Source organism: Amycolatopsis orientalis (assembly GCF_000943515.2).
In the GTDB taxonomy this organism is placed as follows: Bacteria; Actinomycetota; Actinomycetes; order Mycobacteriales; family Pseudonocardiaceae; genus Amycolatopsis; species Amycolatopsis orientalis.
The window spans coordinates 4,090,437-4,114,887 of record NZ_CP016174.1 but is presented as its reverse complement, the minus strand read 5'-3'; the positions used below and the strand labels follow the sequence as shown (position 1 = coordinate 4,114,887).

Genomic DNA, 24,451 nt, shown 5'->3' with positions numbered 1-24,451 from the left:
AGCGTCCGGTCAGCGAGGCACTTTAGGGTGCGCGGGTGACCGTTCTGAACGCGATCGAGCCGCGCGACAGCCTGATCGTCCTCGGCCCCTCGAAGGCCAAGATCCGCGGCGGCGACGCCCTCGCGGGGTCTGGCGCGCGTTGGCCGGAGCCGATGCTTCGCGCGCGGACCGAGGTCCTGGCGCGGTCCAAGGTCGACGGCGGCGGGCTGCGGCCCGCGTGGCTCCGCTACACCGGGAACTTCTACCGGAACGTCGGCGGCGCCCTCGGCGAGGCCGCCGCGTCCGGGCGGTTGCTGATCCTCAGCGGGGGCTACGGAATCCTGCGCGCCGACGAACCGATCGCCTACTACGACCGGAAACTCAAACTCGGTGACTGGCCGCCGGGAGTGCTCGAAGACGCCGTGCTCGGGGAGGCCCGCCGACTCGGGGCCGCGAACGTGGTCACGTTCGTGTCCGCCAGCGCCGATTACGCGAAACTGATCCGCCGAATCCCTTGGCACACCTCGGAAATCGGCGGCGTACTGGTCACGATCGACTTCCACGGCGGCGGCGCGCAGGTCGAGGTGCCCCGGCGGCTGGCTCGGTCCTTCGGCGCATGGTGGCGCCGCTCGCCGTCGGACTACCCACCGGGCATGGTCACCGAAGTACTCGGGTGAACCCCGTCACGGCCACTCGGCTTCGGACAACGAGCGCGCCGCACGGAGGAACGCCGCACGGTCGCCCGCGGGCAGCCGTCCGAGCAAGCGTTCTTCCTGCTCCTGGATCTTCGACTGGGCCGACCTCCGCGCGGCGCGGCCGGCGGCGGTGATCCCCAGCAGCCGTACGCGGCGGTCCTTCGGATCCGGCTCGCGGGTGATCAGGCCGTCTTCCTGGAGCGTGTCGAGGGTGCCGATGATCCGGGTCTTGTCCGCGCCGATCGCCTTGGCGAGCGCGGCCTGCGCGCGGACCGGCCCGTCGTCGAGCGCGCTCAGCACCACGTAACCCCACATCGTCAGCCCGTGCTCGGCCAGCACCGGCTGCTCGGCGTTCATCAGCCGTCGCATCAGCCCGCCGAGCATCGCCGCGAGATCCGGCCTCCTCTGCTCCGCCATGCGCAGACCATACCGACCGGACTCGCGGAACGGTTGACGAACTCGTACGCATATGTAGATGATATGCACATGCCTATCGATGAACTCCGCATCCTCGACGCCATCGTGACCCGGACGAGCCTGGACCTCGTCTCGAAGATCGCCCCCGCCGACCTGACGAAGCCGACCCCGTGCACCGCCTGGACCCTGCACGGCCTGCTGGCGCACATGGCGACGCAGCACCACGGTTTCGCGGCCGCGGCCGAGGGTGAAGGCGGCCTCGACCACTGGCGCCTGATCCCGCTGGGCGACGACCCCATCGCCACCTACCGCGCCTCGGTCAAGCGAGTACTGAACGCCTTCGTCCCCCACGACCTCGCCGACCGGAGGTTCCCGCTTCCCGAGTTCTCCACCGAGGTCACCTTCACCGCGGAGCAGGCACTGGGCTTCCATTTCGTGGACTACCTGGTGCATTCCTGGGACGTCGCGAAGACCCTGGGGGTACCGGTCAAGTTCCAGCAGGAGGTGCTCGACGCCGGACTGGGATTCGCCAAGTCGATCCCGGACGGGAAGAACCGCAAGGCGCCGGGCGCCGCCTTCGGCCCGGCCGTCGCGGCGACCGGACCGTCCGATCTGGACACGATCGTCGCGCTGCTCGGCCGTTCGCCGTCATGGCCCGACCACTCCGCCGCCGCGTGAGGGTCACCGGCGTTCGATGAGCGCCTCGATGCCGTCCAGGATGCGGCCGAGGCCGAACTCGACGTCGGCTTCCTCCATACCCTCCTCGCCGTACGCCTCACCGGAGATCACGGCGGCGACGCGCGCATAGCCCCGCCCTTCGAGGCGCGGGCCGAGGAACGCGCTCAGCGCCCGGACCTGATCAGGCGGACTCGCGTTCACGTCCCGGAGCAAGGAAGCCGTACTGCGGACCCAGCCGTCGACCAGTACGGCGCAGCCGGTCACGTCCTGGGCACTCAGCCCCGAGTCCGCCATCCCCGCGAGGAAGTTCTCCAGCCACCCGAGCAGATTCGGCGTACTCGGCGCCCTCCGCACCGGCAGGTCGATCAGCCACGGATGGCGGCGGCAGCGTTCGAGGAGCGTGCGTGCCCAGACGGTGACCGCGGCACGCCAGTCGCCGGACACCGGCTCCGGCGGCGGCCCCCAAGCCGCCTCGGCCACCAGGACGAGCAGTTCCTCCTTGGAGCTCAGATACCGGTAGAGCGCGTTCGCGGTGATACCGAGTCGTTTGGCGATCGACGGCATGGACAGTGCGGCGTAGCCCTCCGCGTCCGCCTGGGCGATGGCCGCGTCGACGATCTGTTCGAGGCTGTATCCCGGCTTCGGCCCGCGCCGGGGCTCCGGGGCGTGCCCCCACGCCAGCGCGGTGCCCGGCGGCAGCAACTCGATCTCCACGTCGTCCATGGCCGCATTGTTGCACCCGAAACAGGTAAAGGCATACACTGTTCATGGCATACACAGTTACTTGACGAGTTGGGGGATCGACCATGACCGAACCGACCAGGCGGAACGTGCTCCGCGGGGCGGCCGCGCTGGCCATCGGCGGAGTCGCCGCGACGGCCGCCAGCAGTGGAACCGCGTTCGCCGCACCGGCTCCGGCGACGCCGCGATATCCCTTCGTCGAAGGTGCTTTCGCACCGGTGAAGGAGGAGGTGACCGCGTTCGGCCTGCCGGTCACCGGCCGCATTCCCCGCGATCTCTGCGGGCGATACCTGCGCACCGGGCCGAACGTGCTCGGACTCGAAGATCCGCGCGCGCACCACTGGATGCTGGGTGAGGGGATGGTGCACGGCGTCCGGCTGCGCGACGGGAAGGCCGAGTGGTACCGCAACCGGTGGGTGCGGTCCTCCGGTGTCGCGGCGAAACTCGGCGAACGATACCCGTGGCCGGTGCCCGCCGAAGACTTCGCGCCGAACACGCATGTGATCAGCCACCACGGCCGCATCCTCACCCTGCAGGAGTCCGGCGCACCGCCGTACGAACTCGACGGCGAGCTGAACACGTTGGGGCCGTTCGACTTCGGCGGTTCGCTGGAGGGCTCCTACACCGCGCACACCAAGTTCGACGCCCGCGCCGACGAGCTGCACGCGGTGACCTATCACCCGACGTGGGATCACGTACGGCACCTGATGGTCGACCGGACCGGCCGCGTCGTGCGGACCACCCGGATCCCGGTCACCGACAGTCCGATGATGCACGACTTCGGGCTCACCGAGAACTACGTGGTCGTCTTCGACGTGCCGGTCACGTTCGACCCGCAGCCGGGCAAAGTCGTTCCCTACAAGTGGAACACGGCCCACCCCGCCAGGGTGGGGGTGATGAAACGCGACGGCGGCCCGGTCCGCTGGTTCGCCGTCGACCCGGTGTTCTACTCGCACACCCTCAACGCCTACGAGCAGGGTTCGACGGTGGTAGTCGACCTGACCACGATGCCTGCTCCGTTCGAGGTGGCGGGCAAGCAGGGCTTCGGCGGCCCGTCGGCGTCCGGTCCGCCGGTGCTGGAGCGCTGGACGATCGACCTGGCGCGCGGCCGGGTGCGGCGCCGTGTCCTCGACGACCGGCCGCAGGAGTTCCCGCGCGTCAACGAAAGCCTGGTGTCGCGGCGGCACCGGTATGGCTATTCCGCTTCGCCCGGTGAACTCTTCGACGTCTATCTGGACAAGCCCGCCGGCTCCTTCGGCAACGCCCTGATAAAGCACGACCTGCACAACGGGCGTTCGGAAGTGCACCGCTTCGGCAAGGGTGCCGACGCGAGCGAGGCGGTCTTCGTGCCGTCGTCACACAGCCGGGCCGAGGACGACGGTTACGCCCTCGCCTACGTGAACAATCCCGACCGCGGCGCGTCGGATCTGGTGATCCTCTCGGCCCAGGATTTCACCGCGAAACCGCTGGCACGCATCCATCTGCCGAGGCCCGTGCCGCTGGGCTTCCACGGCAGCTGGGTGGCCGACTGACGACCGGTGTGGTCACCGGCGGCCGCACGCCGGTGACCACACCGTCGGGTCACACCCCGGTCAGCACCTCCTCCAGCGCGGCGGCGGAATCCGGGTACCGCTCGATCAGGTCCAAGCCTCCGGACGCGGTACTCCCCCACGGTTCGTCACAGCCCAGCAAGCTCGCGACGGCGTCGCAGGCCGCCGGATGCGCGGCCAGGAGCGCGAGGCCGCTCCCGCCCGCTTTCCGCGGTGCCGCGGGGAGTTCCGGTTGGGTCTTCCACGGCGGGACCCACTCGTCGAGCGCCGCGAGACGGCCGGGGAAGAGCCGCCCCGCCTCGCGGACGAGCAGCGGCACGAGTTCCGCGCCCCGCGACCGCAGTGTGGTGATCAACGTCGGCAGCCAGGGCAGCAGCAACCTGTCCGGGAGTTCAGCGAAGGCGTTCGACACCGCCTCGACGACGAAGTCGGCCAGCCCCGGCGCCGGTTCCAGCGCGTGGACGAACCCGCTGAGATACCGCGGATAAGCGGGCAGTACCAAGGGATTGGCCAGCAGCCCGGCGCACCGCTCACGCAGTTCCGCACGCGACAGTCGGCCGAGCTGGACCTGGGCCGCCCACAACAGCGCCACCTTCGACGGCTCCTGCGGATGCGATCCGGCGATCGCCAGCTCCAGCTGCGTGCGGTCGCAGCCCAGCGACAGGGCGAGCGCCTCCATGCTGAACAGGAAGCCGAGCATCGCGGCGACCTGCTCGACCCCGGCCTCCTCGTCGGCGAAGGCCACCGGCAGCAGGGTGCAGTAGTGCGCGTAGCCCGTCCTGACGAACTCCTCGATCCACCGGGGCAGGACCGGTTCGCTGGTCCGGTAGTGCGCCAAGAGCCGGCGCACCCGCCGCAGCACTTCCGGCGCGCCGTCGACGGTGCGTTCGGTCGCCAGCACCTCCAGCGCGCGGGTGCCCAGCTCCCCCGCCAACCGGGCGCTGCGCAAATAGAGCGTCGCGTCCTCGACGGCACCGAGCACCTTCGCCGCGGTGGCCCGCGGGTGGTACGCGGCGCGCCGGAGCCGCTGCTCCAGCACCTGCTCGATGCTGACACCCTCGTAACCCAGCTCGATGAGGGATCGCTGATGGGTGCCCAGCGCCAGATCCCACGACTCCTGGATCGGCCGCTCCCCGAGCCGCCGCTCCCCCATGATCGGCCGGGCCGCGCCGTGGGGCATCAGATACCGCAGCATCCACAGCAGATCGGAGCAGGGTTCCAGCTCCGGCCGCGAGGCGATGTCGAGCAGCGCCCGCTGCACGCCTCGTTGCTGCAGCTTGAGGTTCAGCGGTTCCAGCCTGTCGTGCACGTCGCGCGCCAGCGGCGGGAGCGCGTCGTACCCGACCTGCCCGATCCGGTCGCCGCCCATCATGATCTCGACGAGACGGCGCACGTCACGCCTGCCGGGTACGACGTCCTTCTCGATGCAGGTGACCGCCGCGTCCTGGAAGTCGTACGGCGTGGGCTTCGCCCGGTCACGCAGACCCGCCAGCAGGATCGACGTCTCGAACACCGCGATGGCGTCCGCGGTCGAGGACAGGTACCCGTTGCGGCGTGCCGCCCGCACGATCTCGACCGACCAGCCCAGCAACTCGGCCTCGTCCAGTTTGTCCAGGACCGGTGGCCGCCGCAGGAATCCGGACAGGTGATCCGAGGGCGCCGGGTCCGGTGCGGGCGGGGGCGGCGCCGCGGTCTTCTTCCGCTTCGGCCCGCCCACCTGGCCGTCCAGCTGGAACTGCTTCACCCGGGTGCGCTTGAGGTTCTTCGCCCACTCGGTGGCGGCGATCGACACCGAACCCCCGGCCAGGCCGAACTGCGCCTCGATCGACGCGTGGCTCGACGGGATCAGGCCGTACTGCCAGGTGCTCGCGCTGCGCGGGCTGATCACGAACCCGTCCGCGCCCTCGACACCGAACTCCGCGACCCGGCTGGCCGCGTGGAAGGCGCCGCAGACGTACAGGCAGTCGCCGGGATCGGCGCCCGACGCGGCCAGGTGCTCGCGCATGCGGGTCCACATGTAGCGCTCGCGGTCCTCGTCCACGCGGACGCGGTGGGTGTCGCCGGGGGCGAGCCGCCGGAACAGGCTGCCGATCAGGAACATGACCTGGCGATAGGTGTCGTGGTCGCTGTCCCCGAGTGGCAGTTCGACGTACTGGTGCCACCACTCCGACCAGTGCCGCACCCGTCCGTGCCGCAGCAGGTGGTCCTCGAGTTCGGCGAACCGGGGCCGCAGGTCGCCGATCTCGACACCGACCGCGTCACCGTGCAGCGCGGCCTCCTCCTCGGGGGGTGCCGCGTCCGGCTCCGCGGGCGGTTCGCGTTCGTCCCACTGGAAGACGTGGTCGGCCGACCGGTCGACGAGGACGAGCTCGACCCCCGGGGTGTCCAGCGCGTAGGCGATCGCCTGGTACTCGGCGGAGGCCTCGGTGATCGGCGCGACCACCGACAGCGGAGCCCACTCCGCGGGGAATCCCTTCACGTCGGTCGCGAACGCCTGCACCGCCACGGGAAGACGGCAGTTGCGCAGCTCGGTCAGCAGCGGGGCCATGTCCTCGCACAGTTCGAGGTAGACGACCTTCGGCTGCTTCTCCCGCAGCCGCCGTGCCATCGCCACGGCCGAAGCCGGGGAATGGTGGCAGACCGGGAAGATCTCCAAGGGCTCCCGCACGGCCCTGTCGACGTCGTCGACGAGGCCGAGCAGGATGCCCTCCAGCGCGCCCGGCCCGTCGGCGAAGGCGGCCGCGGCCTCCTGCAACTGGCCGCGCAGCGCCTCGAAGGCGCCGCTCACGAGAGGGTGGCGATCGCGTCGCGGCCGCCGTCGAGGAACTCCGGCCAGTCCCCGCCCTCGTCCTTGCTGCGCGGCTCGACGACGCCGTGCAGGTACTTGTTGAGAATCGCCAGATCCTCCGGCTCACGACGGGCGAGCGAGCCGACCAGCGACGACGCCAGCGTCCGTGCGGTCAAGGCCCGCTCGCCGAAGAAGTTGCTGTGCAGCACCGCGTCTTCGAGGACGCCGATCTGTTCGGCGGTGGACAACGCGGACTCCAGCTTCTCGTCGTCGCTGCCCGCCGAGGCCGCCGCGGCGCGCAGGTCTCCGAAGCTGCGCAGCAGCACGTCGAGCAGCGTCGGCGGCACGTCCAGCTCGATCTGATGGCGGCGCAGGAGTTCCTCGGTGCGGAAACGGACGATCTCCGCCTCGCTCTTCTTGTTCGTCACCACCGGGATGCGGACGAAGTTGAACCGGCGCTTGAGCGCGGAGGACAGATCGTTGACACCGCGGTCGCGGCTGTTGGCGGTGGCGATCACGGAGAAGCCGGGTTTGGCGAAGACGATGCCGTCACTGTCCAGTTCCGGCACCGAGATGTACTTCTCCGACAGGATCGAGATCAGCGCGTCCTGCACGTCGCTGGTGGACCTGGTCAGCTCCTCGAAGCGGCCGATCGATCCGGCCTCCATCGCGGTCATGATCGGCGACGGGATCATCGACTCGCGGGACTGTCCCTTCGCGATGACCATCGACACGTTCCACGAGTACTTGATGTGGTCTTCGGTGGTCCCCGCCGTGCCCTGCACGACGAGCGTCGAGTTGCGGGAGATCGCCGCGGCCAGCAGTTCGGCGAGCCAGCTCTTGCCGGTGCCGGGATCGCCGATCAGCAGCAGCCCGCGGTCGGAGGCGAGCGTGACGATGGCGCGTTCGACGATGCTCCGGTCGCCGAACCATTTCTGTGAGATCTCGCGATCGAGGCCGTCGGCGCGCTCGGCGCCGAGGACGAACAGGCGCACCATCTTCGGGGACAGGCGCCAGGCGAACGGTTTGGGGCTGTCGTCGATCGACTCCAGCCAGTCCAGCTCTTCGGCGTACTTGAGTTCGGCGGGGGCGCGCAGGACGTCGGACATGTCTTGCCTTTCGGAAAGTTCAGGAGGTGAGGAAGGTCTTGAGTTCGTGGACGAGTTTGGTGATGTGGCCGGAGATCACCGGCGTGCCCAGATCCTTGAAGCGCTCGCGGAACCACGGGTTGACGCTGCCGCGGCCGGCGCTGGTGACCGAGCCGACCGGGATGAACTTCGCCCCGGACCGGTGGATCGCGGCCATGTTCTCGAAAAGCTGCTCGACGCGGGTCTCGTAGAAGTCGGAGATCCACACCACCACGGTGTTGGCGGGTTCGGCGATCTTCGGCCGGGTCAGCTCCATCGCGACCATGCCGTCGTTGCCGCCGCCGAGATTGGTGCGCAGCAGGGTTTCGAACGGATCATGCACCCACGGCGTGAGGTCGAGCGCTTGGGTGTCGTAGGCGATCAGGTGAACGTCCACTTTGGGCAGTCCGGCGAAGATCGAGGCCAGCACGGCACAGTTGACCATCGAGTCGACCATGGAACCGGACTGGTCGACGACCGCGATGAGCCGCTGTGGCGTGGTCTTCTTCGCGGTCTGCTTGTAGTAAAGCCGATCGACGTAGAGCCGCTCCTCTTCCGGGCTCCAGTTGGTGAGGTTCTTCCAGATGGTGCGATCGAGGTCGAGATTGCGGAACACCCGTTTGGGCGGGACCGACCGGTCCACCTTGCCGGTCGAGGCGTTCTCGACCTGGGTGCGCAGGACCTCCGCGATCTCGTCGACGTAGCGGCGGATCAGCGATTTGGCGTTGGCCAATGCCACCCCGGACAAATTGTCCTTGTCCCGCAACAACTGTTCGATCAGCGACATACTCGGGGTCAGCTTCGCCGCGAGCGTGGGATTCGCGAGCACCTCGCGCAGACGCATCCGCTTGACGAGATCGGCCTCGATCGAACCGAGTTCCGGGCCGATCCCCGGGAGCAGCGTGCTCAGGTCGGGAGTCCCGCCCCCGCCGGTGCCGCCGAGTCCGGTCGGAGTCCCACCGGGACGGCCACCGCGCAGCTCACCGGGACGGCAGCCCAACGCGCGTTCGAACCAGCCCGCGTCGGCCTGCCAGCGGGACAGCTGCCCCGCCGTCACCGTGGCGGGTGCCGCGGCGAAGACGTTGAGCAGCACCTTCGACACCAGCGCCGCACGCCGTACTTCCGCGGCCTTGTCCCGGCTTTCCCCGGCTTCGGGGACCATCAGCCCGTCGAATTCGGCGGCGAGGCCGGGATGGCGCTGGACGATCGAGTCGACAGCGACGTTCGGGTCCAGCACCGCGGGCGGCAGGCCGATGTCCTCGACCACGGCCAGGCTCGCCGATTCGAGGGTGGCCTGCTCGTCGGTGTCGAAGAGCCGGGCGAGCAGCCGCCAATATAGGACCTGGCGGCGGTTGTCCTCGGGTTCGGTCATTTCCGCAACAGCCTTCCGGCGCGTTCCCGCAGCACGGCCGCGGCGTCGGTGGCCGCCTTCTCGGCTTTCACCCCGGCCTTGTCCGTGGTGCCGCCCGCCCACGCTCCGGCGTGGACGGCCGTCGTCTTCTTGCGCACGGTGGTCTCGACGGCGAGCGGCTGGAGCCGGAAGCCACCGTCGTCCCAGCGGATCAGGCCGACACACGCGCCGGAACCCGCGACCGCTTTCGGGGTCAGCGGACCGGCGGCGGGGACGCGATCGGTGTCGACGGCGAGGCGGTTCCCGGCGAACACGAAGGTGAGCGCGTCTTCGCCGCCCTCGGTGGTGTAGCCCTCCAGGAAGACGGGGACGGCGATGCGCGCCGGATGCCGGTCCAGTGGCGCGACCACCGACGCGGTGACGGTGGACAGGGCGACCCGCGCGGTGGCGAAAGCGTCCGCGGCCTCACCGAGCCGGGCCTGCTCGTCCCGCCACAGAAGATCGCCTTCCGCGGTGACCGACATGTCGACGATGTCCATCGAGCGGCCCTCGCTGACCGCCGCGAGGAGGGACAACCGCGGGCGTAGCAGCTGCCAGATCCCCGCGCCGATGACCGTGTCCGGCTTCGGCGCCGTCACGCTCGCGCGCACGAGCCGCGCCGCGCCGCCGTCTTCCGGTTCGAACACCGCGTGGACCTGGGCCTGCGCGGCCGTCGCGTGTTCGAGCAGGTCGACCCCGAGCGGGAGGAGGCGGCCCGTCACGGTGCCGGCGGCAGGCGTCGCCGCCACACCGGGCACTGTCAGCAGCATCCCGCGTGACCAGAGATCACCCCAGCGCCGGGCCGGGACGCGGTCCAGCGCGGCTCCGGGACAGGACGCGGCGAGTTCGGCGGCGAAGCCGTCGAGGAGGACGGCCAGCCGGCGCAGGCCGGGTTCGGCGAGCAGCGCGGAGATCACCGGTGCCGAGGCCGAAACGAGGTCGTGCTCAATACCCTGCCATCCGGCGCGGGCCAGATCGGAGAGCCAAGACCGGGCGGCCGCCAGCAGATTCGGCGACCCGGCTTCCCGGGCGCCTGGGACGACCTCCTCGCCGGACGGGCGCCCGGTGGCCTCGGCCAGCCGGGCGAGCAGTGCGTCGTGCACCGAGCCGAACACCGCGATCCTCGCCGCGGCGAGGGAAACGAAGTGTTCCTCCCCCGCGGCCCCGGCGGCGGTCTTCTCGGCGGCCTCGGCGACCCGCGCGGCCAGCGGCGAGCCCGCGACGGCGTCGGCCAGTTCGGTCAACCCGGCGACCTTCTGTGGCCGCAGCAATCCGCCCGCCAGCACGTGATCGAAGGCGTCGACCGCCGCCAAAGCCTCGTCGAGCCCGGCGACGGGATCGGTGAGCAGATCGATCCGCATCATCCCACCGCCCTGGTCGGCGGGAACCACTGCAGCTCCGGCACCGGCGCCGTCGAGGGCTCGAACTCCAGATACGCCAGGTGCCGCAGGAACTGGCTGAACACCGACGCGGCGGCGGTGCTGTCCCCCTGCGACGGACGCGCGGCGATCATGACCTGCGAAACGGCCTGCGCCGTCAGCTCCTCGGCCGCGACCTCCACCCGCAGATACCGCGCGACCCGTTCGACGCCGTACTGCAGCGCCGCTTCGTTGAGCAACGCGAGGATATGGTTGCAGAACATGCCCCTCGCGCCGCCGCAGGGACGATTGTTGTTGGTACTACAGGCGAATTCGTACGTACCGGCGGCCACCGACGAGACGTACACCCGCCCGATGTCCGATCCGCTGGACACCACGCCCTGCACCCGTCCGTCGGCCAGTTCGACGAACGGGACCTTCGCGAGCTTGCGCGGGCGGGCCGGTGGCAGCACCCTGGCCGTACTCGCTCTTTCCCAGTCTGACAACGCATCTTCTCCTTGCGGGCGCCTCGGTGGGGACTGGGAAGAACCTAGCGGGAGGCACCGACAATTCCGATCAGGTCCGCCGCGCGCCCTCCTTCGGTGCGGGTTTTTGGCACAGGGCTGAAGGACGCTTTGACCTCATCGCATGCGACGAAAGGGCCCTTCACCGCATCACATGCGGTGAAGGGCCCTTTCAGCCCCGCGCGACTCGCGGCCGCCACTTGACCCCGGTCAGGACCGCCACTGCTGGTTGGCCTGGCCCGAGCAGGACCACAGGACCAGCTGAGTGCCATTGGCGGTCCCCAGACCGTAGGCGTCCAGGCAGAGGTTGGAGAGCGCGTTGGTGATCGTGCCGTCGGCGTTGACGTTCCACTGCTGGTTCGCTCCCCCGTGGCAGTCCCAGATCGTCACGCGGGTCCCGTTGGCCGAACCCCAGCCGGAGGCTTCCAGGCATTTCGTGCCGGAGACCAGTTGCCCGCCGGCGGTGTGGGTCCAGCTCTGGTTCGTGCCGCCGTGACAGTCCCACAGCTGGACCTGTGTGCCGTTGCTCGTGGTCGCCCCCGGAACGTCCACGCAACGACCCGAGGGGACGCCCACGATCCGCCGCGCCGGATCGCCGATGCTGCCGGGCACGGCGCGCAACGCCGCGTACCAGGTCGCGGCCATTTTGTCGTAGCCGGTGGCGGTCGGGTGGACGCCGTCGATCAGGTCGGCGGTGGTCAGCGCGGCGTGCATGTCGACCAGGTGCACCCGCTTGCCCGCGTCGGCCTTGGCCCGCACCATCCCGGGGATCGTGGCGTTGTACGCGCGCGCGGCGGATTCCTGCGACTCCGTGGCCAGCGGGGTGATCGTCGCGACGAACACGTCGGCGCCGGGCACGGTCGCGGTGATGCGGTCGACGAGGGCCGACAGGCGTGCGGGGGCGTTGACGAGATCGTGGTTCTGGAGCACGTCGTTGGTACCGATGTGCAGCAGAACGCTGCGCGGACCGGTGGCCCGGAGCCAGGTGACGATGTTCGCGTCGATCTGGTCGATACGCCAGCCGGGGTGGCCCTCGTGGTCGTGGTCCCCCAGCGACGACGGTCCGTTGAACTGCGAACCCACCAGGTCGACGCGGTGGTTCGTGCTCCCGAACCGTTGCCACAGCCCGATCCGGTAGCCACCCGGCACTTGTGTTCCCTCGGTGATCGAGTCACCCAGCGGCATGACCCGTGTTCCGCCGTTGGACTCCGCGGCCGCCGGAGCGGCGGGCAGCAGCGTGGCGGCGAGCAACGCGGCGGCGCAGACGATGAGGCGCCGTGACCTTCCCTGCATAGGATCTCCCTGGTCGGCGCGACGACCATGTCGCGTTAACGCTAACAATTAGCGTCCGCGTCCTACTCATGTCAAGGAAACGATCCACCTATGCCGACCAGAAGGGCTTGCGGACAGGTGCGGAAAGCAGGGAGTCGGGCGGCTCTTGTGTGGGCTGCCTTTGCCCCGTTAGCGTTCACATTCACGTGCGCGCGAGGAGCAGCTCTGGGCCTGGCCCGGGGCGTGGGGCGGACCGCGCGCCGTCCGCCCCACACCACGGGATCACGGGGTCCGGTGCGCCGCGATGTGGTCGCGGTACCAGTGGTAGCTGGCCCGCGGGGTGCGCCGCTGGGTCGCATAGTCGACGTGCACCAGGCCGAACCGGTGCTTGTACCCGTGCGCCCACTCGAAGTTGTCCAGCAGGGACCAGCAGAAGTAGCCGCGCAGGTCGACCCCCGCCGCCACGGCCGCCCGGGCCGCTTCGACATGCTCGCGCAGGAAGGCGATGCGCTGGTCGTCGGCCACCATGCCCCGCTCGTCGGCGAGGTCCGGGTACACGCAGCCGTTCTCGGTGACGTACATCGGTGGCAGGCCGGGATATTCGTCGCGCAGGCCGACCAGGGCGTCGGTCAGGCCGTCGGGCTCGACGGGCCAGCCCATCCCCGTCCGCGGCACGTCCGGCAGGCGGGTCGTGTCCAACCCGATGTCGGCCGCCGTGCGCCGGGCCGGGTCCGGCTCGCGGTACGGCGCGTCGGCGACGTGGAGCCGGTAGTAGTAGTTGACCCCCAGGTAGTCGAGCGGCTGGCCGATCGTCTCCAGGTCTCCGTCGCGGCGGAAGGAGAAATCCGAGACGCCGTCGAACATCGCGATGAGCCCGGGCGCGTACCGGCCGCCGAACAGCGGGTCCGTGAACTGGCGGCGCAGCAACGTGTCCTGCCGGGCGGCCGCGGCGATGTCCGCGGCCGACGGGGACACCGGCACCGCGGGCGACTGGTTGAGCACGATCCCGAACCGGTGCCCGGGCCTCGCCCGCGCCCGCATCGCCCGTGTCGCCAGGCCGTGGCCGAGCAGCAGGTGGTGGGCCGCGGCGAGGGCGCCGTGCCCCTCCCGCGCACCCGGCGCGTGCCGTCCTTCGCCGTAACCCGCGATCGCGCACGGGTACGGCTCGTTCAGTGTCGTCCACCGGTCGACGACGTCGCCGAGTTCGTCGTGCACCAGCGCCGCGTACTCGGCGAACCGCTCGGCGGTGTCGCGCGCACGCCAGCCGCCTTCGTCCTCCAACGCCTGTGGCAGGTCCCAGTGGTACAGCGTCAGGAACGGCTCGATCCCCCGCGCCCGCAACGCTTCCACGACGCGCCGGTAGAAGTCGATCCCCCGCCGTTCGACGCGGCCGCGCCCGGATGGCTGGATCCGGGGCCAGGACACCGAAAACCGGTAGGAGTCGACGCCGAGGCCGGTGAGCAGGTCGAGGTCCCGCGGCCAGTGGTGGTAGTGGTCCGCCGCCGGTTCGCCGGTGTCGCCGCCGGCCACCGCGCCGGGTACGGTCGCGAAAGTGTCCCAAATGGACGGTCCGCGTCCATCGGATCGGGTGGCGCCCTCGATCTGGAAGGCCGAGGTGGCGACGCCCCAGCGGAAGCCGGGCGGGAAGGTGGATGTCACGGTCAACTCCGGAAGGGTCAGCCCTTGAGCGCGCCCTGCATGATGCCGCCGACGATCTGGCGGCCGAACAGCAGGAACACGACGAGGACGGGGATGGTGCCGATGGTCGCGGCGGTGAGTACGAGGGTGTAGTCGGTGGTGTAGCCGCTGGCCAAAGTGGACAGTGCGGTTTGGACGGTCGGGTTCTCCGGCACCAGCACCACCAGTGGCCAGAAGAAGTCGTTCCACGCCTGCATGAAGGTGAACAGGCCGAGTACCGCCGCGGCCGGGCGGGCGGTGGGCAGGGCCACGTGCCAGAACAGCCGCAACGATCCGCAGCCGTCCATCCGCCCGGCCTCCAGCAGCTCCAGTGGCAGCGCCCGTTCGAAGTACTGGCGCATGAAGAACACGCCGAACGCGGTGACCAGGCCGGGCACGATCACGGCTTCCAGCCGCCCGGCCCAGCCGAAATCGGCCATCATCATGTAGAGCGGGACGACGCCCAGTTCGGTCGGGATCGCCTGGGTGGCGACCACGAGCAGCAACAGCGCGGTCCGTCCCCGGAAGCGCATCTTGGCGAAGGCGAACCCGGCGAGGGTCGAGAACAGCACCACCGAAACGGTGATGGTGCCCGCGACGATGAGCGAGTTCCCCAGCGCCAGCGCGAAATCCGTCTCGTCGAAGACCCGGGCGATGTTCTCGAACAGATGCCCGCCGGGTACCAGGACCGGCGGCACGCTGCCGACGGCCTCCGGGGTCTGCGACGAGACGACGAGCGACCAGTACACCGGGAAGGCGGAGCCGGCCAGGATCGCGATCAGCGCGGCGTAGGTCCACGGGCTCGCGCCCCGCCGCACGAGCCGCCGGGCCCGCCCTGGCGAGACCGGCGGCGCGGGCGCGGCGGGGGGCAGCACGGAGGTCATTTCGCTCCTCAGTCCGTTTGGATGCGCCGGGTCACCAGGTACGACACGCCCGCGACGAGCATCGTCGCGACCGCCAGCACCAGCGCGATGGCCGAGCTGTAGCCGAAGTCGTACTTGGTGAAACCCTGCTCGTAGAGGTAGAGCGCGGCCGTCTGGAACTGCCGGTCGGAGCCACCGGTCGCGGCGGCGGTGCCGGGGTTGAACAGCAGCGGCTCGGCGAGCAGCCGCATGTTCCCGGTCGTCGCGATCACCGTCGAGAAGATGATCTGCGGCCGCAGCAACGGCACGGTGATCCGCCAGAACTGCTGCCATCCGCGGGCGCCGTCGAGGGTGGCTGCCTCGTACAGGGCCGACGGGATCGCCTGCATCGACGCGAGGAAGATCAGCGCGTGGTAGCCGGTCCAGCGCCACACCACCATCGCCGCGATGGCGGTATGCGAGCTGGCGGTGCCCGCCTGCCAGTCGATCTGGCCGGCCCCGAACCAGCTCAGCACCCAGTTGACGAGGCCGAAGTCCCGGCCGAACAGCTGCGCGAAGATGATCGTCACCGCCGCCACCGAGGTGATGTTCGGCAGGATCATCCCCATCCGGAACAGCGTCCGCCCGCGCAGCCTGCGGTTGAGCAGGTGCGCGATGCCGAGCGCGAACAGGATCTGCGGGATCGTGGTCAGCAGCCACAGGCTGACCGTGTTCCCCATCGCGTTCCAGAAGTACGGGTCGTGGAACAGCAGCTGTTCGTAGTTCCCGAAACCGATGAACGTGGCGCCTTCGGCGTCGAGCAGGTTGCGCTGCTGCAGCGAAACGAACGCCGTGTAGAGCAACGGGAACAACCCGAAGACCCCGAAGATCAGGAAGTACGGGCTGATGAAGCCGAACGGCGACAGCTTGACGTCCCAGTTGTGCCGCCGGTCGGCGAAGCTCAGCGTCTTTCCCGCCATCACTTGATCTTCGCGACGTCACCGACCAGCTGCTGCCACGCCGCCGCGCCGTCCTGCTTGCCCTGCTCGACGCGCTGCATCGCGCTGCCGAACTCCGTCTGCACGTCACCGGCCTTCGGACCCTGGTACTGCGGCTTCAGCTTCTTCGCCGCCTCGGTGAAGAGCTTGCCGACCGGCGCGTCCGAGAAGAACGGGTTCGTGTAGCCGGTGATCTTCGGGTCGTCGTAGAGCGACGGCGTCGAGGGCAGCAGGCCCTGGCTGGTGAAGACCTTCGCCTGCTGTTCGGGCGCGGTCAGCCACGCGGCGAGTTCAGCGGCCTCCTTGGTGTGCTTGCCCTGCTTGGGGACCGTCAGGTACGAGCCGCCCCAGTTGCCGCCCCCGCCGGGCACGGTCGCGACGTCCCACTTGCCCGCCGTGTCCGGTGCCTGGTCCTTGATCTTGGTCATCATCCAGGCGGGACAGGTGACGGTGGCGAACTGGCCCTGGGTGAAGCCGGTGTTCCAGGTCGGCGTGCTGTAGAGCAGCCCGGCGCTCAGGTTCGACTTGACGGCGTCGACGACGAGGTCCCAGCCCTGCCGCAGCGCCTGGTTGCCCTCCAAGACGATCTTGTCGCTCTGGTCGTAGTACCCGACCGGAGCCTGTCCGACGATCGCGTTGAGCACGGTCGGGCCGCCGTCCATCCACTTGACCCCGTTCGGCGCCTTGGCCTGGAACCGCTTCCCGGCGTCGAAGAACGCCTGCCAGGTCGGCCAGAGCGCGGAGACGGCGTCGCGGTCTGCGGGCAGTCCGGCGTTCTGGAGCAGGTCGCGGCGGTAACAGATGGCCAGGCCGCCGACGTCGGTGCCGTAGCCGATCTGCTGTCCGCCCTTGGCCAGCGACGCCGACCATTTCCAGTCCAGCCAGCGATCCTTGAGCTTGTCGCCGCCGACGGTGTTGAGATCGACGAACTTGTCCGGCGTGGCCTTGAACTGCGCGACGTACCCGGTGTCGACCGCCTCGATGTCCGCGGCTCCCCCGCCGGTGGCCAGATGCGCGGCGATGTTCTTGTGGTGGTCGGAATAGGCCGCGGTCCGCTCGGTGATCTCGATGTCCGGATGCGCCGCCTGGTACTCCTTGATCAGGTCGCTGTAGCCGAAGTTGCCGAACAGGCCGAGGCTGAGCTTGATCTTGCCGCCGCCGGCGCCGCCGTCACCGCAGGCGCTCAGCGCGGTGACCGCGGCCAGGGTGACGCACACCCCGGCGAGCAGGCGGGTACGGCGGTTCCTCGTTTTCGGGCGCATGAGATCTCCGTTGTTCTGCGGGGCGCACGGGGACACCGCGGCCGGGGACCGGCCGGGGCGGGAAACGTGGCACCTATGAGAGCGCTCCCAATGTCGAACAGTCAAGTAACGAACTCATAACGCCATGGGAAGTTTTCCCAGCAGGAGATCATGTGCTAGAGATGTAACCGGTTACAAGCCAGGAGGTCAGCATGGTCACCGCCCGCGAGGTCGCCCAGCTCTGCGGGGTCTCCGTCGCCACCGTCTCGCGGGTTTTCAACCGCCCGGCCACGGTCAGCGCGCCGACCCGGGAACGCGTCGAACGCGTCGCCCGTGAACTCGATTTCTCGCCGAACGAATCGGCGCGGGCGCTGTCGCGGCAGCGGTCGGCGATGATCGGGCTGGTCTGGGACACCGACCACCGCCGCCCCGGCTGGCGGCATCCGTTCCTGCAGGATCTGTTGCTGGGCCTCAAATCCGCGCTGAGCTCGCACGGCTACCACCTGCTGCTGCTCGCCACGAGCGACGACGCCCGCAACCGCACCGCCGGCGTCTCCCTCGCCGACCCGATCGCCTACGTCGGCATGACGCGCCGCCACCACCTGGCGGGACTGGTGCTGATCGACAGCGGCTCGGACGCCGAGGCGTTCACCGCGTTCGCGCAATCCGGGCTGCCGTGCGTCGCGCTCGACGTGGCCGTTGCGGGGCCGAAGGCCACGTACGTGACTTCGGACAACGCCGCGGGCGCGAGCGAAGCCGTCCGGCATCTCGCCGCGCTCGGGCACGAACGGATCGCCACGCTCACCGGCCCGCGCGGCAACGCGCCCGCCACCGCCCGCACCGAGGGCTATCTGCGGGGAATGGCGGACGCGGGCCTCCCGGTGCGCGACGACTACGTGGTCAGCGGGGACTTCTACCGCGGAAGCGGCTTCGTCGGGATGCGGCGGCTGCTCGCCCGCAAGCACCCGCCGACGGCGGTGTTCGCCGCCAGCGACGAAATGGCGATCGGCGCGCTGCTCGCCGCCCGCGCGGCCGGGCTACGGGTGCCCGCCGACCTCGCCATCGTCGGCTTCGACGACATCGAGGTCGCGGCTTTGGTCGACCCCGCGCTCACCACGGTCGCCCAGGACAAGGCGGAGTTCGGCACCGCAGCGGCCGGGGCGCTACTGGGCATGATCGAGAACGCGGCGGCGCCGGAGCCGGTGTTGCTGCCCACCCAGCTGATCGTCCGCGACTCCTGCGGCACTCCCCATCGTCAGGCGTCGGCCGCCGCGCCCCGGCTCTGATCACCTCCCGCGTTCGCCGAGCTGGGCGGCCAGATCGAGAAGGTTCTCGGCGTGGAAGTCGAAGTGATCGGCCGGTGACGGCGGATCACCGACCGGCCTGGCGACGTAGGCGGTGCGCAGCCCGACGCGCTGCGCTCCCCGCAGGTCCCACGCGTGGGCGGCGACCATCAGCAGCCGATCCGGCGGGGCACCGGACACCTTGACGGCCAGTTCGTAGACCGCCGGATCCGGCTTGTAGGTCCGCGCCTCTTCGGCGGAGAGCGCCTGATGCCAGCGGAGACCCGCGTTGGCGTTGATCCGGAGCAGGGTTGACCGGCAGGCATTGGACAGGCCGATCAAGGGGTGGTGTTCCGCGAGCCGGGCCAGCCCTTCCACGGTGTCCGGCCAAGGCGGCAGCCGTTGTCCCGCCGTGGCGAGCGCTTCTCTGTCCTTTTGGGACAGCTCTCCTCGGGATGCTTCAGCGACCAGCCGGGCCGCTTCGCGGTCGAGGACGTCGCTGGCGGCGAAGGGCCGGTCGCCTGCGACGATGCGCCGCTGCTCGGTTTCGATATGGCCTTGCCACAGCGCGACCAGCTCATCCGGGTCGGCCCGCGGGGCCGGCGCCCCGATGGCGGCGCGGAGCCCCGCCGGTTCGTCCACGAGCGTGCCGAGCACGTCGAACACCAAAGCGTCGATACCCATGGACGTCACGATAGTGAGGTCCATGGGTACTCCCGCCGGGTGAAGCCCCGGGCCACCGTCCTACGGCTGGTCGAGGAGGTCCTCGATCTGGATGGGGATGTGCCGGACCCGGATACCCGTGGCGTTGTGGACGGCGTTGGCGATCGCCGCCGCCATCCCGACGGTGCCGATCTCCCCCAGCCCCTTCGCGCCGACGGAGTTGTGCAGCGTGTCCGGGTACTCGACGAAGTGGACGTCGACCTCGGGGATGTCCGCGTTCACCGGGATCAGGTAGCCCGCGAGGTCACCGTTGGCGAAGCGTCCGTTGGCCTCGATCTCCAGCCCTTCGTGCAGGGCGGCCGACACACCCCAGATCATGCCGCCGATGATCTGGCTGCGGGCCGCCGTCGGGTTGATGATCCGGCCCGCGTCGAAGACGCCGAGCATGCGGGACACCCGGATCTCGCGCGTCCACCTGTGCACGCGGACCTCGCAGAACTGGGCGCCGAACGAGCTGAACGAATGCTTGGTCAGCTCCTCGCCGGGTGCCGACGAACCGGTCACCGTGATCGACGGGCGGTTCAGGGCCCGCAGCAGCTCGCCGAAGGTCATCGTCCGGTCGCCCGCCAGAACCCGGCCGTCCGCATAGGACACGTCCATGCCGTCGAACGGCGCGCCCGGGGCCGCCGCCAGGGTCAGCAGGTCGTCGATCGCCTTGGCGGCGGCGATCATGATGGCCGACCCCGCGCTCGCGGTGGCTGTCGAACCACCGGAGAGCCCGCCGGACGGCAGCGCCGAATCGCCGAGCCGCGGCACGATCCTGTCCGGCGAGATGTCCAGCGATTCCGCGCCCACCAAGGAAAGCACGGTCAGCAGGCCGGTTCCCGGATCCGCGCCGCTGGTCGCGACGACGGCCGTGTCGTCGGGCTGCAGGGTGATCTCGATGGTGGCCGGGAACCGCAGGGCGGGGAACATGGCGGTGGCCGTGCCCAGCCCCACGAGCCAGTCGCCGTCGGTCCGTCCCCGGGGCGAGCGATCCGCCCAGCCGAACCGGGCCGCGCCGACGCGGAAGCATTCGTCGAGATGCTTGCTCGACCATTGCAGGTCCTTGCCGGGCGGCGCGGTCGAGTTGTTCCGCAGCCGCAGCTCGATCGGGTCCATGCCCAGCGCGACCGCCAGCTCGTCGATCGCGCTCTCCAGCGCGAAGGATCCGGGCGCCTCACCGGGCGCCCGCATGAACGTGGTCGGCGGGATGTGCAGTGGCACCATCTTCTGGCTGATGGCGAGATTCCGGGTGGCGTACCACTCCCGCGAGGTGCCGTGCGATGTCGGCTCGACGAAGGACCTGTCCGCCGCGGTGCTGCACCACGAGTCGTGCCGCAGCGCGTTGAGCGTGCCGTCGTGGTCCGCGCCGAGGGCGATCTTCTGCACGGTCGCGGCCCGGCCCGCGGTCGCGGTGAAGACCTGCTCCCGGCTGAGCGCGGCCTTGACCGGCCGGTCGAGGACCCTGGCCGCCGCCGCGGCCAGGAACGCGGGTGCGGACGTCCGCGCCTTGCCGCCGAACGCGCCGCCCACGAACGGGTTCACGGCGTGTACCTCGGACGGTTTCAGGTCCAGCGCCCCGGCCAGCTCCGCCGCCTGCAGGTCGGAGCCCTGGTTGCCGCTGTGGATCGTCAGGCCGTCGGGACCCCAGACCGCGACCGCGGAATGCGGTTCCATCGCGGCGTGGTGCTGGGTCGCCGTGGTGTAGGTCGCCTCGACGACCACCGGGCTCGCCGCCAGCGCGTCCTCGATGGACTCGACGCCGGGGGCGAGTACCTCCAGCGACGGCGGCGCGCCGTCCCTCGCGGCGGGTGCGTCTTCGGCGGAGGCGAGGCCGTCTTCGAGCGACGTCAGCGCGGGCAGGGTCCGGTAGGAGACCTTGACGAGCATCGCCGCGTCGCGGGCCTGTTCATAGGTCTCGGCGACCACGAAGCCGATCGGCTGGCCGTAGTAGGCGACTTCCTTGTCCTGCAACGGAACCCAGGTCTCACCGAAGAACGGCGACACCGGCGTGCGCAGCTCCAGCGGGTCGAACGGCGAATACACGCCGAGCACGCCCGGAGCGCTCCTCGCGTCCGCGACGTCCATGGCTTCGATCTCGCCGTGGGCGATCGTACTGAGTACGACATAGCCGTGCGCCATCCCGGGGAAGGTGTGGTCCGCTCCGTACTCGGCCCGGCCGGTGACCTTCAGCGGCCCGTCCACCCTGCTGGTCATCAGCGGCTCCCCTCGGTCAGTTCGAGCAGTGCGCGGACGATCGTCCGGCGCAGCAACGGCACCTTGAACCCGTTCGCGGACAACGGCCTGGCGCCTTCACCGGCCCGCGCCGCGGCGGCTTCGAAGGCGGCGACGGTCGCGGGCGCGCCGCGCAGGGCCGCCTCGACCTCGGGCAGCCGCCACGGCACGGTCCCGACGCCACCGGCCGCGATCCTGGCGTCGACGACACGCGAGTCCTCGACGTGCAGCGCGACCGCGGCCGAGCACAGCGCGAATTCGTAGGACTGGCGGTCCCGCACCTTGACGTAGGTGGACTTCGCCGCCCACTCCAGCGGCGGCACCACGACCTCGGCGATCAGTTCACCGGGGCGCAGGTCGTTCTCCAGCTCGGGGGTGTCCCCAGGCAGGCGGTAGAACGAGCCCAGCGCGACGGTGCGGCTCCCGGTGGCGCTCACCAGCCGGAGTTCCGCGTCGAGAGCGACCAGGGCGACCGCCACGTCGCTGGCGTGGGTCGCCGCGCACGAGTCGCTCGTGCCCAGCACGGCGTGCATCCGGTTGGCGCCCGAGAGCGCCGGGCAGCCGCTGCCGGGCTCACGCCGGTTGCACGGCATGGCGACGTCGCGGAAGTACGTGCAGCGTGTGCGCTGCATCAGGTTCCCGCCGATACTGGCCATGTTCCGGATCTGCTGGGAGGCGCTGAGCAGGAGCGCCCGGGAGATCACCGGATACACGCCGGGATGCCCGGCGATGTCGCTCATCCGTTCCAGCGCGCCGATCCGCAGCCCGTCGGCGGTGTCGATACCGCGTAACGGCACCTCGTTGATGTCCAGGACCCGCTGGGGTGCCAGGACATCGAGCTTCATCAGATCGACAAGCGTCGTCCCGCCCGCCAGGAAGGTGCCTGGCGAGGCGACCGCGGCTTCGACGGTCGCGGGAGCGGTCAGCTCAAAGGGTCGCATCGGCCCGCCTCGCCTGCTCGACCGCCGCGACGATGTTCGGATAGGCCGCGCAACGGCAGAGGTTGCCGGACATGAACTCCCGGACGTCGCGGACGTCCTGCTCGACGGCGGCGACCGCCGACATGATCTGCCCGGAGGTGCAGAACCCGCACTGCAGGGCGTCCTGGTCGACGAAAGCCTGCTGCACCGGATGCAGTTCGTCCCCTGTGGACAGTGCTTCGACGGTGGTCACCGGCTGTTTCACGGTGGCGGCCAGGGTGAGACAGGCGAGCACCGGCCGCCCGGCGACGTGCACCGTGCAGGCGCCGCACTGCCCCCGGTCACAGCCCTTCTTGGGGCCCGTGATCGCGAGCCGCTCCCGCAGCGCGTCCAGCAGTGTCACACCGGGATCGACCCTCAGGTGTTCCGTCCTGCCATTGACTTCTAGTGAGATGTCCACTGGATCCCTTCCGCGGATCGTCGCGGCCGGGCGGCCGGACGGCGTAGGTTTGTGGTGGGTGAGCCGGTCACGGAATGAACCGGATATTCATCCGCTTCGTTTTCACGCTATCGGATCACAATCCGCTTCGCAACGCCGCCTTTTCCTGGAGTCGCTCCAGGTCGCGCGGGTCCCTCGGCTACATTCACGGTGAAGGGATCGGCGGACGGGAGAGAGCATGACGACGGGATCGGTCAGCCCCCGGCGTGCGGACACCCGGCGCAACCACGAGCGCATCCTCGCCACGGCGGCGAAGTCACTCGCCCGCTCGGGCGAGGTTTCGTTCAACGCCATCGCGAAGCAGGCCGAGGTCGGTGTCGGCACGGTGTACCGGCACTTCCCCACCCCCGAGGCCCTCATCCTGGCGGTCTACCGCCGCGAAGTGAGCCAGCTCGTCGACGTCGTGCCGAAGCTGCTCAAGAAGCACGCCCCGGAAGAGGCGTTCCGGGTTTGGACCGCCGACCACCTGGCGCACTACATGATGACCAAGCGCGGCCTGGCCGACGCCCTGCGCACCGCCACGGCCTCGCGCGGGGAGCTGCCCGCGAACGCCTACGAGGCCATGGTCGGCGCGGTCGCCACCCTGCTGAAGGCCAACGTCGACGCCGGCACCGTCCGCGCGGACCTGGCACCCGAGACCGTGCTGCGCGGACTGGGCGGCCTGCTGTACCTCGATCCGAACGGCGAGTGGCGGCGCGACGTCGCGGACCTCGTCGACCTCCTGTGGCACGGAATGGGCACCGGCAGGAGCTGAAGGGCCCTTCAGGAGACCTTGCGGCGATAGGTGACCGTGGCGAAGAAGTAAGCGACGACGAGGATCCCGACGCACCAGCCGAGCGCGATCCAGATGTCGTCGCCGACCGGCTGCCGCGCGAACAGGGCGCGGATGGCGTTCACGATCGACGTGACCGGCTGGTGCTCGGCGAACCAGCGCACCGGGCCGGGCATGGTGCCGGTGGGCACGAACGCCGAGCTGAGGAACGGCAGGAAGATCAGCGGGTAGGAGAACGCGCTTCCGCCTTCCGCCGTCTTCGCCGACAGACCGGCGATCACCGCGATCCACGTCAGCGCCAAGGTGAACAGCAGCAGGATGCCGGTGACGGCGAGCCAGGCCGTCACCCCCGCGTTCGACCGGAAGCCCATGAGGAGCGCGACGCCCACGACGATCACAAGGGAGATCAGGTTGGCGACCATCGACGTCAGCACGTGCGCCCACAGCACACCCGACCGGGCGATCGGCAGGGACTGGAAGCGCTCGAAGATCCCGCCCTTCATGTCGTTGAAGAGCCGGAGCGCGGTGTAGGCGACGCCCGACGCGACCGTGATCAGCAGGATGCCGGGCAGCATGTAGTTCACGTACGAACCCGATCCGGTGTTGATCGCGCCGCCGAACACGTAGACGAACATCAGCATCATGGCGACCGGCATGACCGCGGTCGTGATGATGGTGTCCGGGCTGCGGGCGATGTGGCGCAGGGACCGTCCTGTCAGGACAGTGGTGTCGCCGAGGACATGCGTGGCCATCGTCGTTT

At 70.0% G+C, this 24,451-nt stretch carries 22 protein-coding genes; 5 read left to right on the top strand and 17 right to left on the bottom strand.

Annotation, left to right across the window (positions count from 1 at the left end):
- The first annotated feature begins 35 nt into the window (after positions 1–35).
- The gene (locus SD37_RS17945) at positions 36–656 is read left to right on the top strand and encodes a YaaA family protein (protein ID WP_044852989.1); all 621 of its coding nucleotides are present in this window, start codon (positions 36–38) and stop codon (positions 654–656) included.
- A gap of 6 nt (positions 657–662) precedes the next feature.
- Here the strand turns inward: SD37_RS17945 and SD37_RS17940 are convergent, their stop codons facing one another.
- Positions 663–1,091, bottom strand: coding sequence for a MarR family winged helix-turn-helix transcriptional regulator (locus tag SD37_RS17940; RefSeq protein WP_044852988.1), 429 nt, complete (start codon positions 1,089–1,091; stop codon positions 663–665).
- A gap of 69 nt (positions 1,092–1,160) precedes the next feature.
- Here SD37_RS17940 and SD37_RS17935 point away from each other — a divergent pair, with 69 nt between their 5' ends.
- Positions 1,161–1,769 (top strand): TIGR03086 family metal-binding protein, encoded by a 609-nt coding sequence (locus SD37_RS17935; RefSeq protein WP_044852987.1) that lies wholly within the window; start codon positions 1,161–1,163, stop codon positions 1,767–1,769.
- Positions 1,770–1,772: 3 nt separating this feature from the next.
- Here SD37_RS17935 and SD37_RS17930 read toward each other — a convergent pair whose 3' ends face one another.
- Positions 1,773–2,492 (bottom strand): TetR/AcrR family transcriptional regulator, encoded by a 720-nt coding sequence (locus SD37_RS17930; RefSeq protein WP_044852986.1) that lies wholly within the window; start codon positions 2,490–2,492, stop codon positions 1,773–1,775.
- A gap of 83 nt (positions 2,493–2,575) precedes the next feature.
- Here SD37_RS17930 and SD37_RS17925 point away from each other — a divergent pair, with 83 nt between their 5' ends.
- Entirely contained in the window at positions 2,576–4,042 is a 1,467-nt protein-coding gene (locus tag SD37_RS17925; RefSeq protein WP_044852985.1) for a carotenoid oxygenase family protein, read from the top strand.
- Positions 4,043–4,091: 49 nt separating this feature from the next.
- Here SD37_RS17925 and SD37_RS17920 read toward each other — a convergent pair whose 3' ends face one another.
- The 10 genes from SD37_RS17920 to SD37_RS17875 all read right to left on the bottom strand — a co-directional run bounded on the left by SD37_RS17920 (position 4,092) and on the right by SD37_RS17875 (position 17,298).
- Positions 4,092–6,848, bottom strand: a complete 2,757-nt coding sequence (locus SD37_RS17920) for a DUF5682 family protein (protein ID WP_044852984.1) — start codon at positions 6,846–6,848, stop codon at positions 4,092–4,094.
- The gene (locus tag SD37_RS17915; protein WP_037305392.1) at positions 6,845–7,957 is read right to left on the bottom strand and encodes an ATP-binding protein; all 1,113 of its coding nucleotides are present in this window, start codon (positions 7,955–7,957) and stop codon (positions 6,845–6,847) included. The genes SD37_RS17920 and SD37_RS17915 overlap by 4 nt, the downstream gene beginning before the upstream one ends.
- A 19-nt stretch (positions 7,958–7,976) precedes the next feature.
- On the bottom strand, positions 7,977–9,347 hold the full coding sequence (locus SD37_RS17910; RefSeq protein ID WP_044852983.1) for a VWA domain-containing protein: 1,371 nt from the start codon (positions 9,345–9,347) through the stop codon (positions 7,977–7,979).
- A complete protein-coding gene (locus tag SD37_RS17905) occupies positions 9,344–10,729 on the bottom strand; it encodes a hypothetical protein (RefSeq protein ID WP_236725402.1) in 1,386 nt (461 codons plus the stop codon). Before SD37_RS17905 ends, SD37_RS17910 begins: the two co-directional genes overlap by 4 nt.
- Positions 10,726–11,229 (bottom strand): hypothetical protein, encoded by a 504-nt coding sequence (locus tag SD37_RS17900; protein WP_235783441.1) that lies wholly within the window; start codon positions 11,227–11,229, stop codon positions 10,726–10,728. Before SD37_RS17900 ends, SD37_RS17905 begins: the two co-directional genes overlap by 4 nt.
- A 228-nt stretch (positions 11,230–11,457) precedes the next feature.
- A complete protein-coding gene (locus tag SD37_RS17895) occupies positions 11,458–12,540 on the bottom strand; it encodes an RICIN domain-containing protein (protein WP_044852982.1) in 1,083 nt (360 codons plus the stop codon).
- Positions 12,541–12,801: 261 nt separating this feature from the next.
- Positions 12,802–14,178, bottom strand: a complete 1,377-nt coding sequence (locus tag SD37_RS17890; RefSeq protein WP_044853436.1) for a GH1 family beta-glucosidase — start codon at positions 14,176–14,178, stop codon at positions 12,802–12,804.
- Positions 14,179–14,195: 17 nt separating this feature from the next.
- Positions 14,196–15,080, bottom strand: a complete 885-nt coding sequence (locus SD37_RS17885; protein WP_065912869.1) for a carbohydrate ABC transporter permease — start codon at positions 15,078–15,080, stop codon at positions 14,196–14,198.
- An 8-nt stretch (positions 15,081–15,088) separates the two neighbouring features.
- Positions 15,089–16,018 (bottom strand): carbohydrate ABC transporter permease, encoded by a 930-nt coding sequence (locus tag SD37_RS17880; protein ID WP_044852980.1) that lies wholly within the window; start codon positions 16,016–16,018, stop codon positions 15,089–15,091.
- Positions 16,018–17,298: an ABC transporter substrate-binding protein gene (locus SD37_RS17875; protein WP_044852979.1), complete on the bottom strand. Its 1,281-nt coding sequence runs from the start codon at positions 17,296–17,298 to the stop codon at positions 16,018–16,020. Before SD37_RS17875 ends, SD37_RS17880 begins: the two co-directional genes overlap by 1 nt.
- A 191-nt stretch (positions 17,299–17,489) precedes the next feature.
- Here SD37_RS17875 and SD37_RS17870 point away from each other — a divergent pair, with 191 nt between their 5' ends.
- Complete coding sequence (locus tag SD37_RS17870) at positions 17,490–18,563, top strand: LacI family DNA-binding transcriptional regulator (protein ID WP_044852978.1); 1,074 nt, start codon at positions 17,490–17,492, stop codon at positions 18,561–18,563.
- On the opposite strand, the gene SD37_RS17865 is transcribed toward SD37_RS17870, so the two are convergent.
- Genes SD37_RS17865 through SD37_RS17850 form a run of 4 tightly spaced genes read right to left on the bottom strand, consistent with a single transcriptional unit; the run spans position 18,564 to position 22,880 of the window.
- On the bottom strand, positions 18,564–19,244 hold the full coding sequence (locus SD37_RS17865; protein WP_044853435.1) for a haloacid dehalogenase type II: 681 nt from the start codon (positions 19,242–19,244) through the stop codon (positions 18,564–18,566).
- A gap of 60 nt (positions 19,245–19,304) precedes the next feature.
- Positions 19,305–21,482, bottom strand: coding sequence for a xanthine dehydrogenase family protein molybdopterin-binding subunit (locus SD37_RS17860; RefSeq protein WP_044852977.1), 2,178 nt, complete (start codon positions 21,480–21,482; stop codon positions 19,305–19,307).
- A complete protein-coding gene (locus tag SD37_RS17855) occupies positions 21,482–22,441 on the bottom strand; it encodes an FAD binding domain-containing protein (RefSeq protein ID WP_044852976.1) in 960 nt (319 codons plus the stop codon). The genes SD37_RS17860 and SD37_RS17855 overlap by 1 nt, the downstream gene beginning before the upstream one ends.
- Entirely contained in the window at positions 22,428–22,880 is a 453-nt protein-coding gene (locus SD37_RS17850; RefSeq protein WP_044852975.1) for a (2Fe-2S)-binding protein, read from the bottom strand. Before SD37_RS17850 ends, SD37_RS17855 begins: the two co-directional genes overlap by 14 nt.
- Positions 22,881–23,097: 217 nt before the next feature.
- On the opposite strand from SD37_RS17850, the gene SD37_RS17845 reads away from it, so the two are divergent.
- On the top strand, positions 23,098–23,673 hold the full coding sequence (locus SD37_RS17845) for a TetR/AcrR family transcriptional regulator (protein WP_044852974.1): 576 nt from the start codon (positions 23,098–23,100) through the stop codon (positions 23,671–23,673).
- 8 nt (positions 23,674–23,681) lie between these two features.
- Here SD37_RS17845 and SD37_RS17840 read toward each other — a convergent pair whose 3' ends face one another.
- Positions 23,682–24,443, bottom strand: a complete 762-nt coding sequence (locus SD37_RS17840) for an ABC transporter permease (protein ID WP_044852973.1) — start codon at positions 24,441–24,443, stop codon at positions 23,682–23,684.
- Between the last annotated feature and the right edge of the window lie 8 nt (positions 24,444–24,451).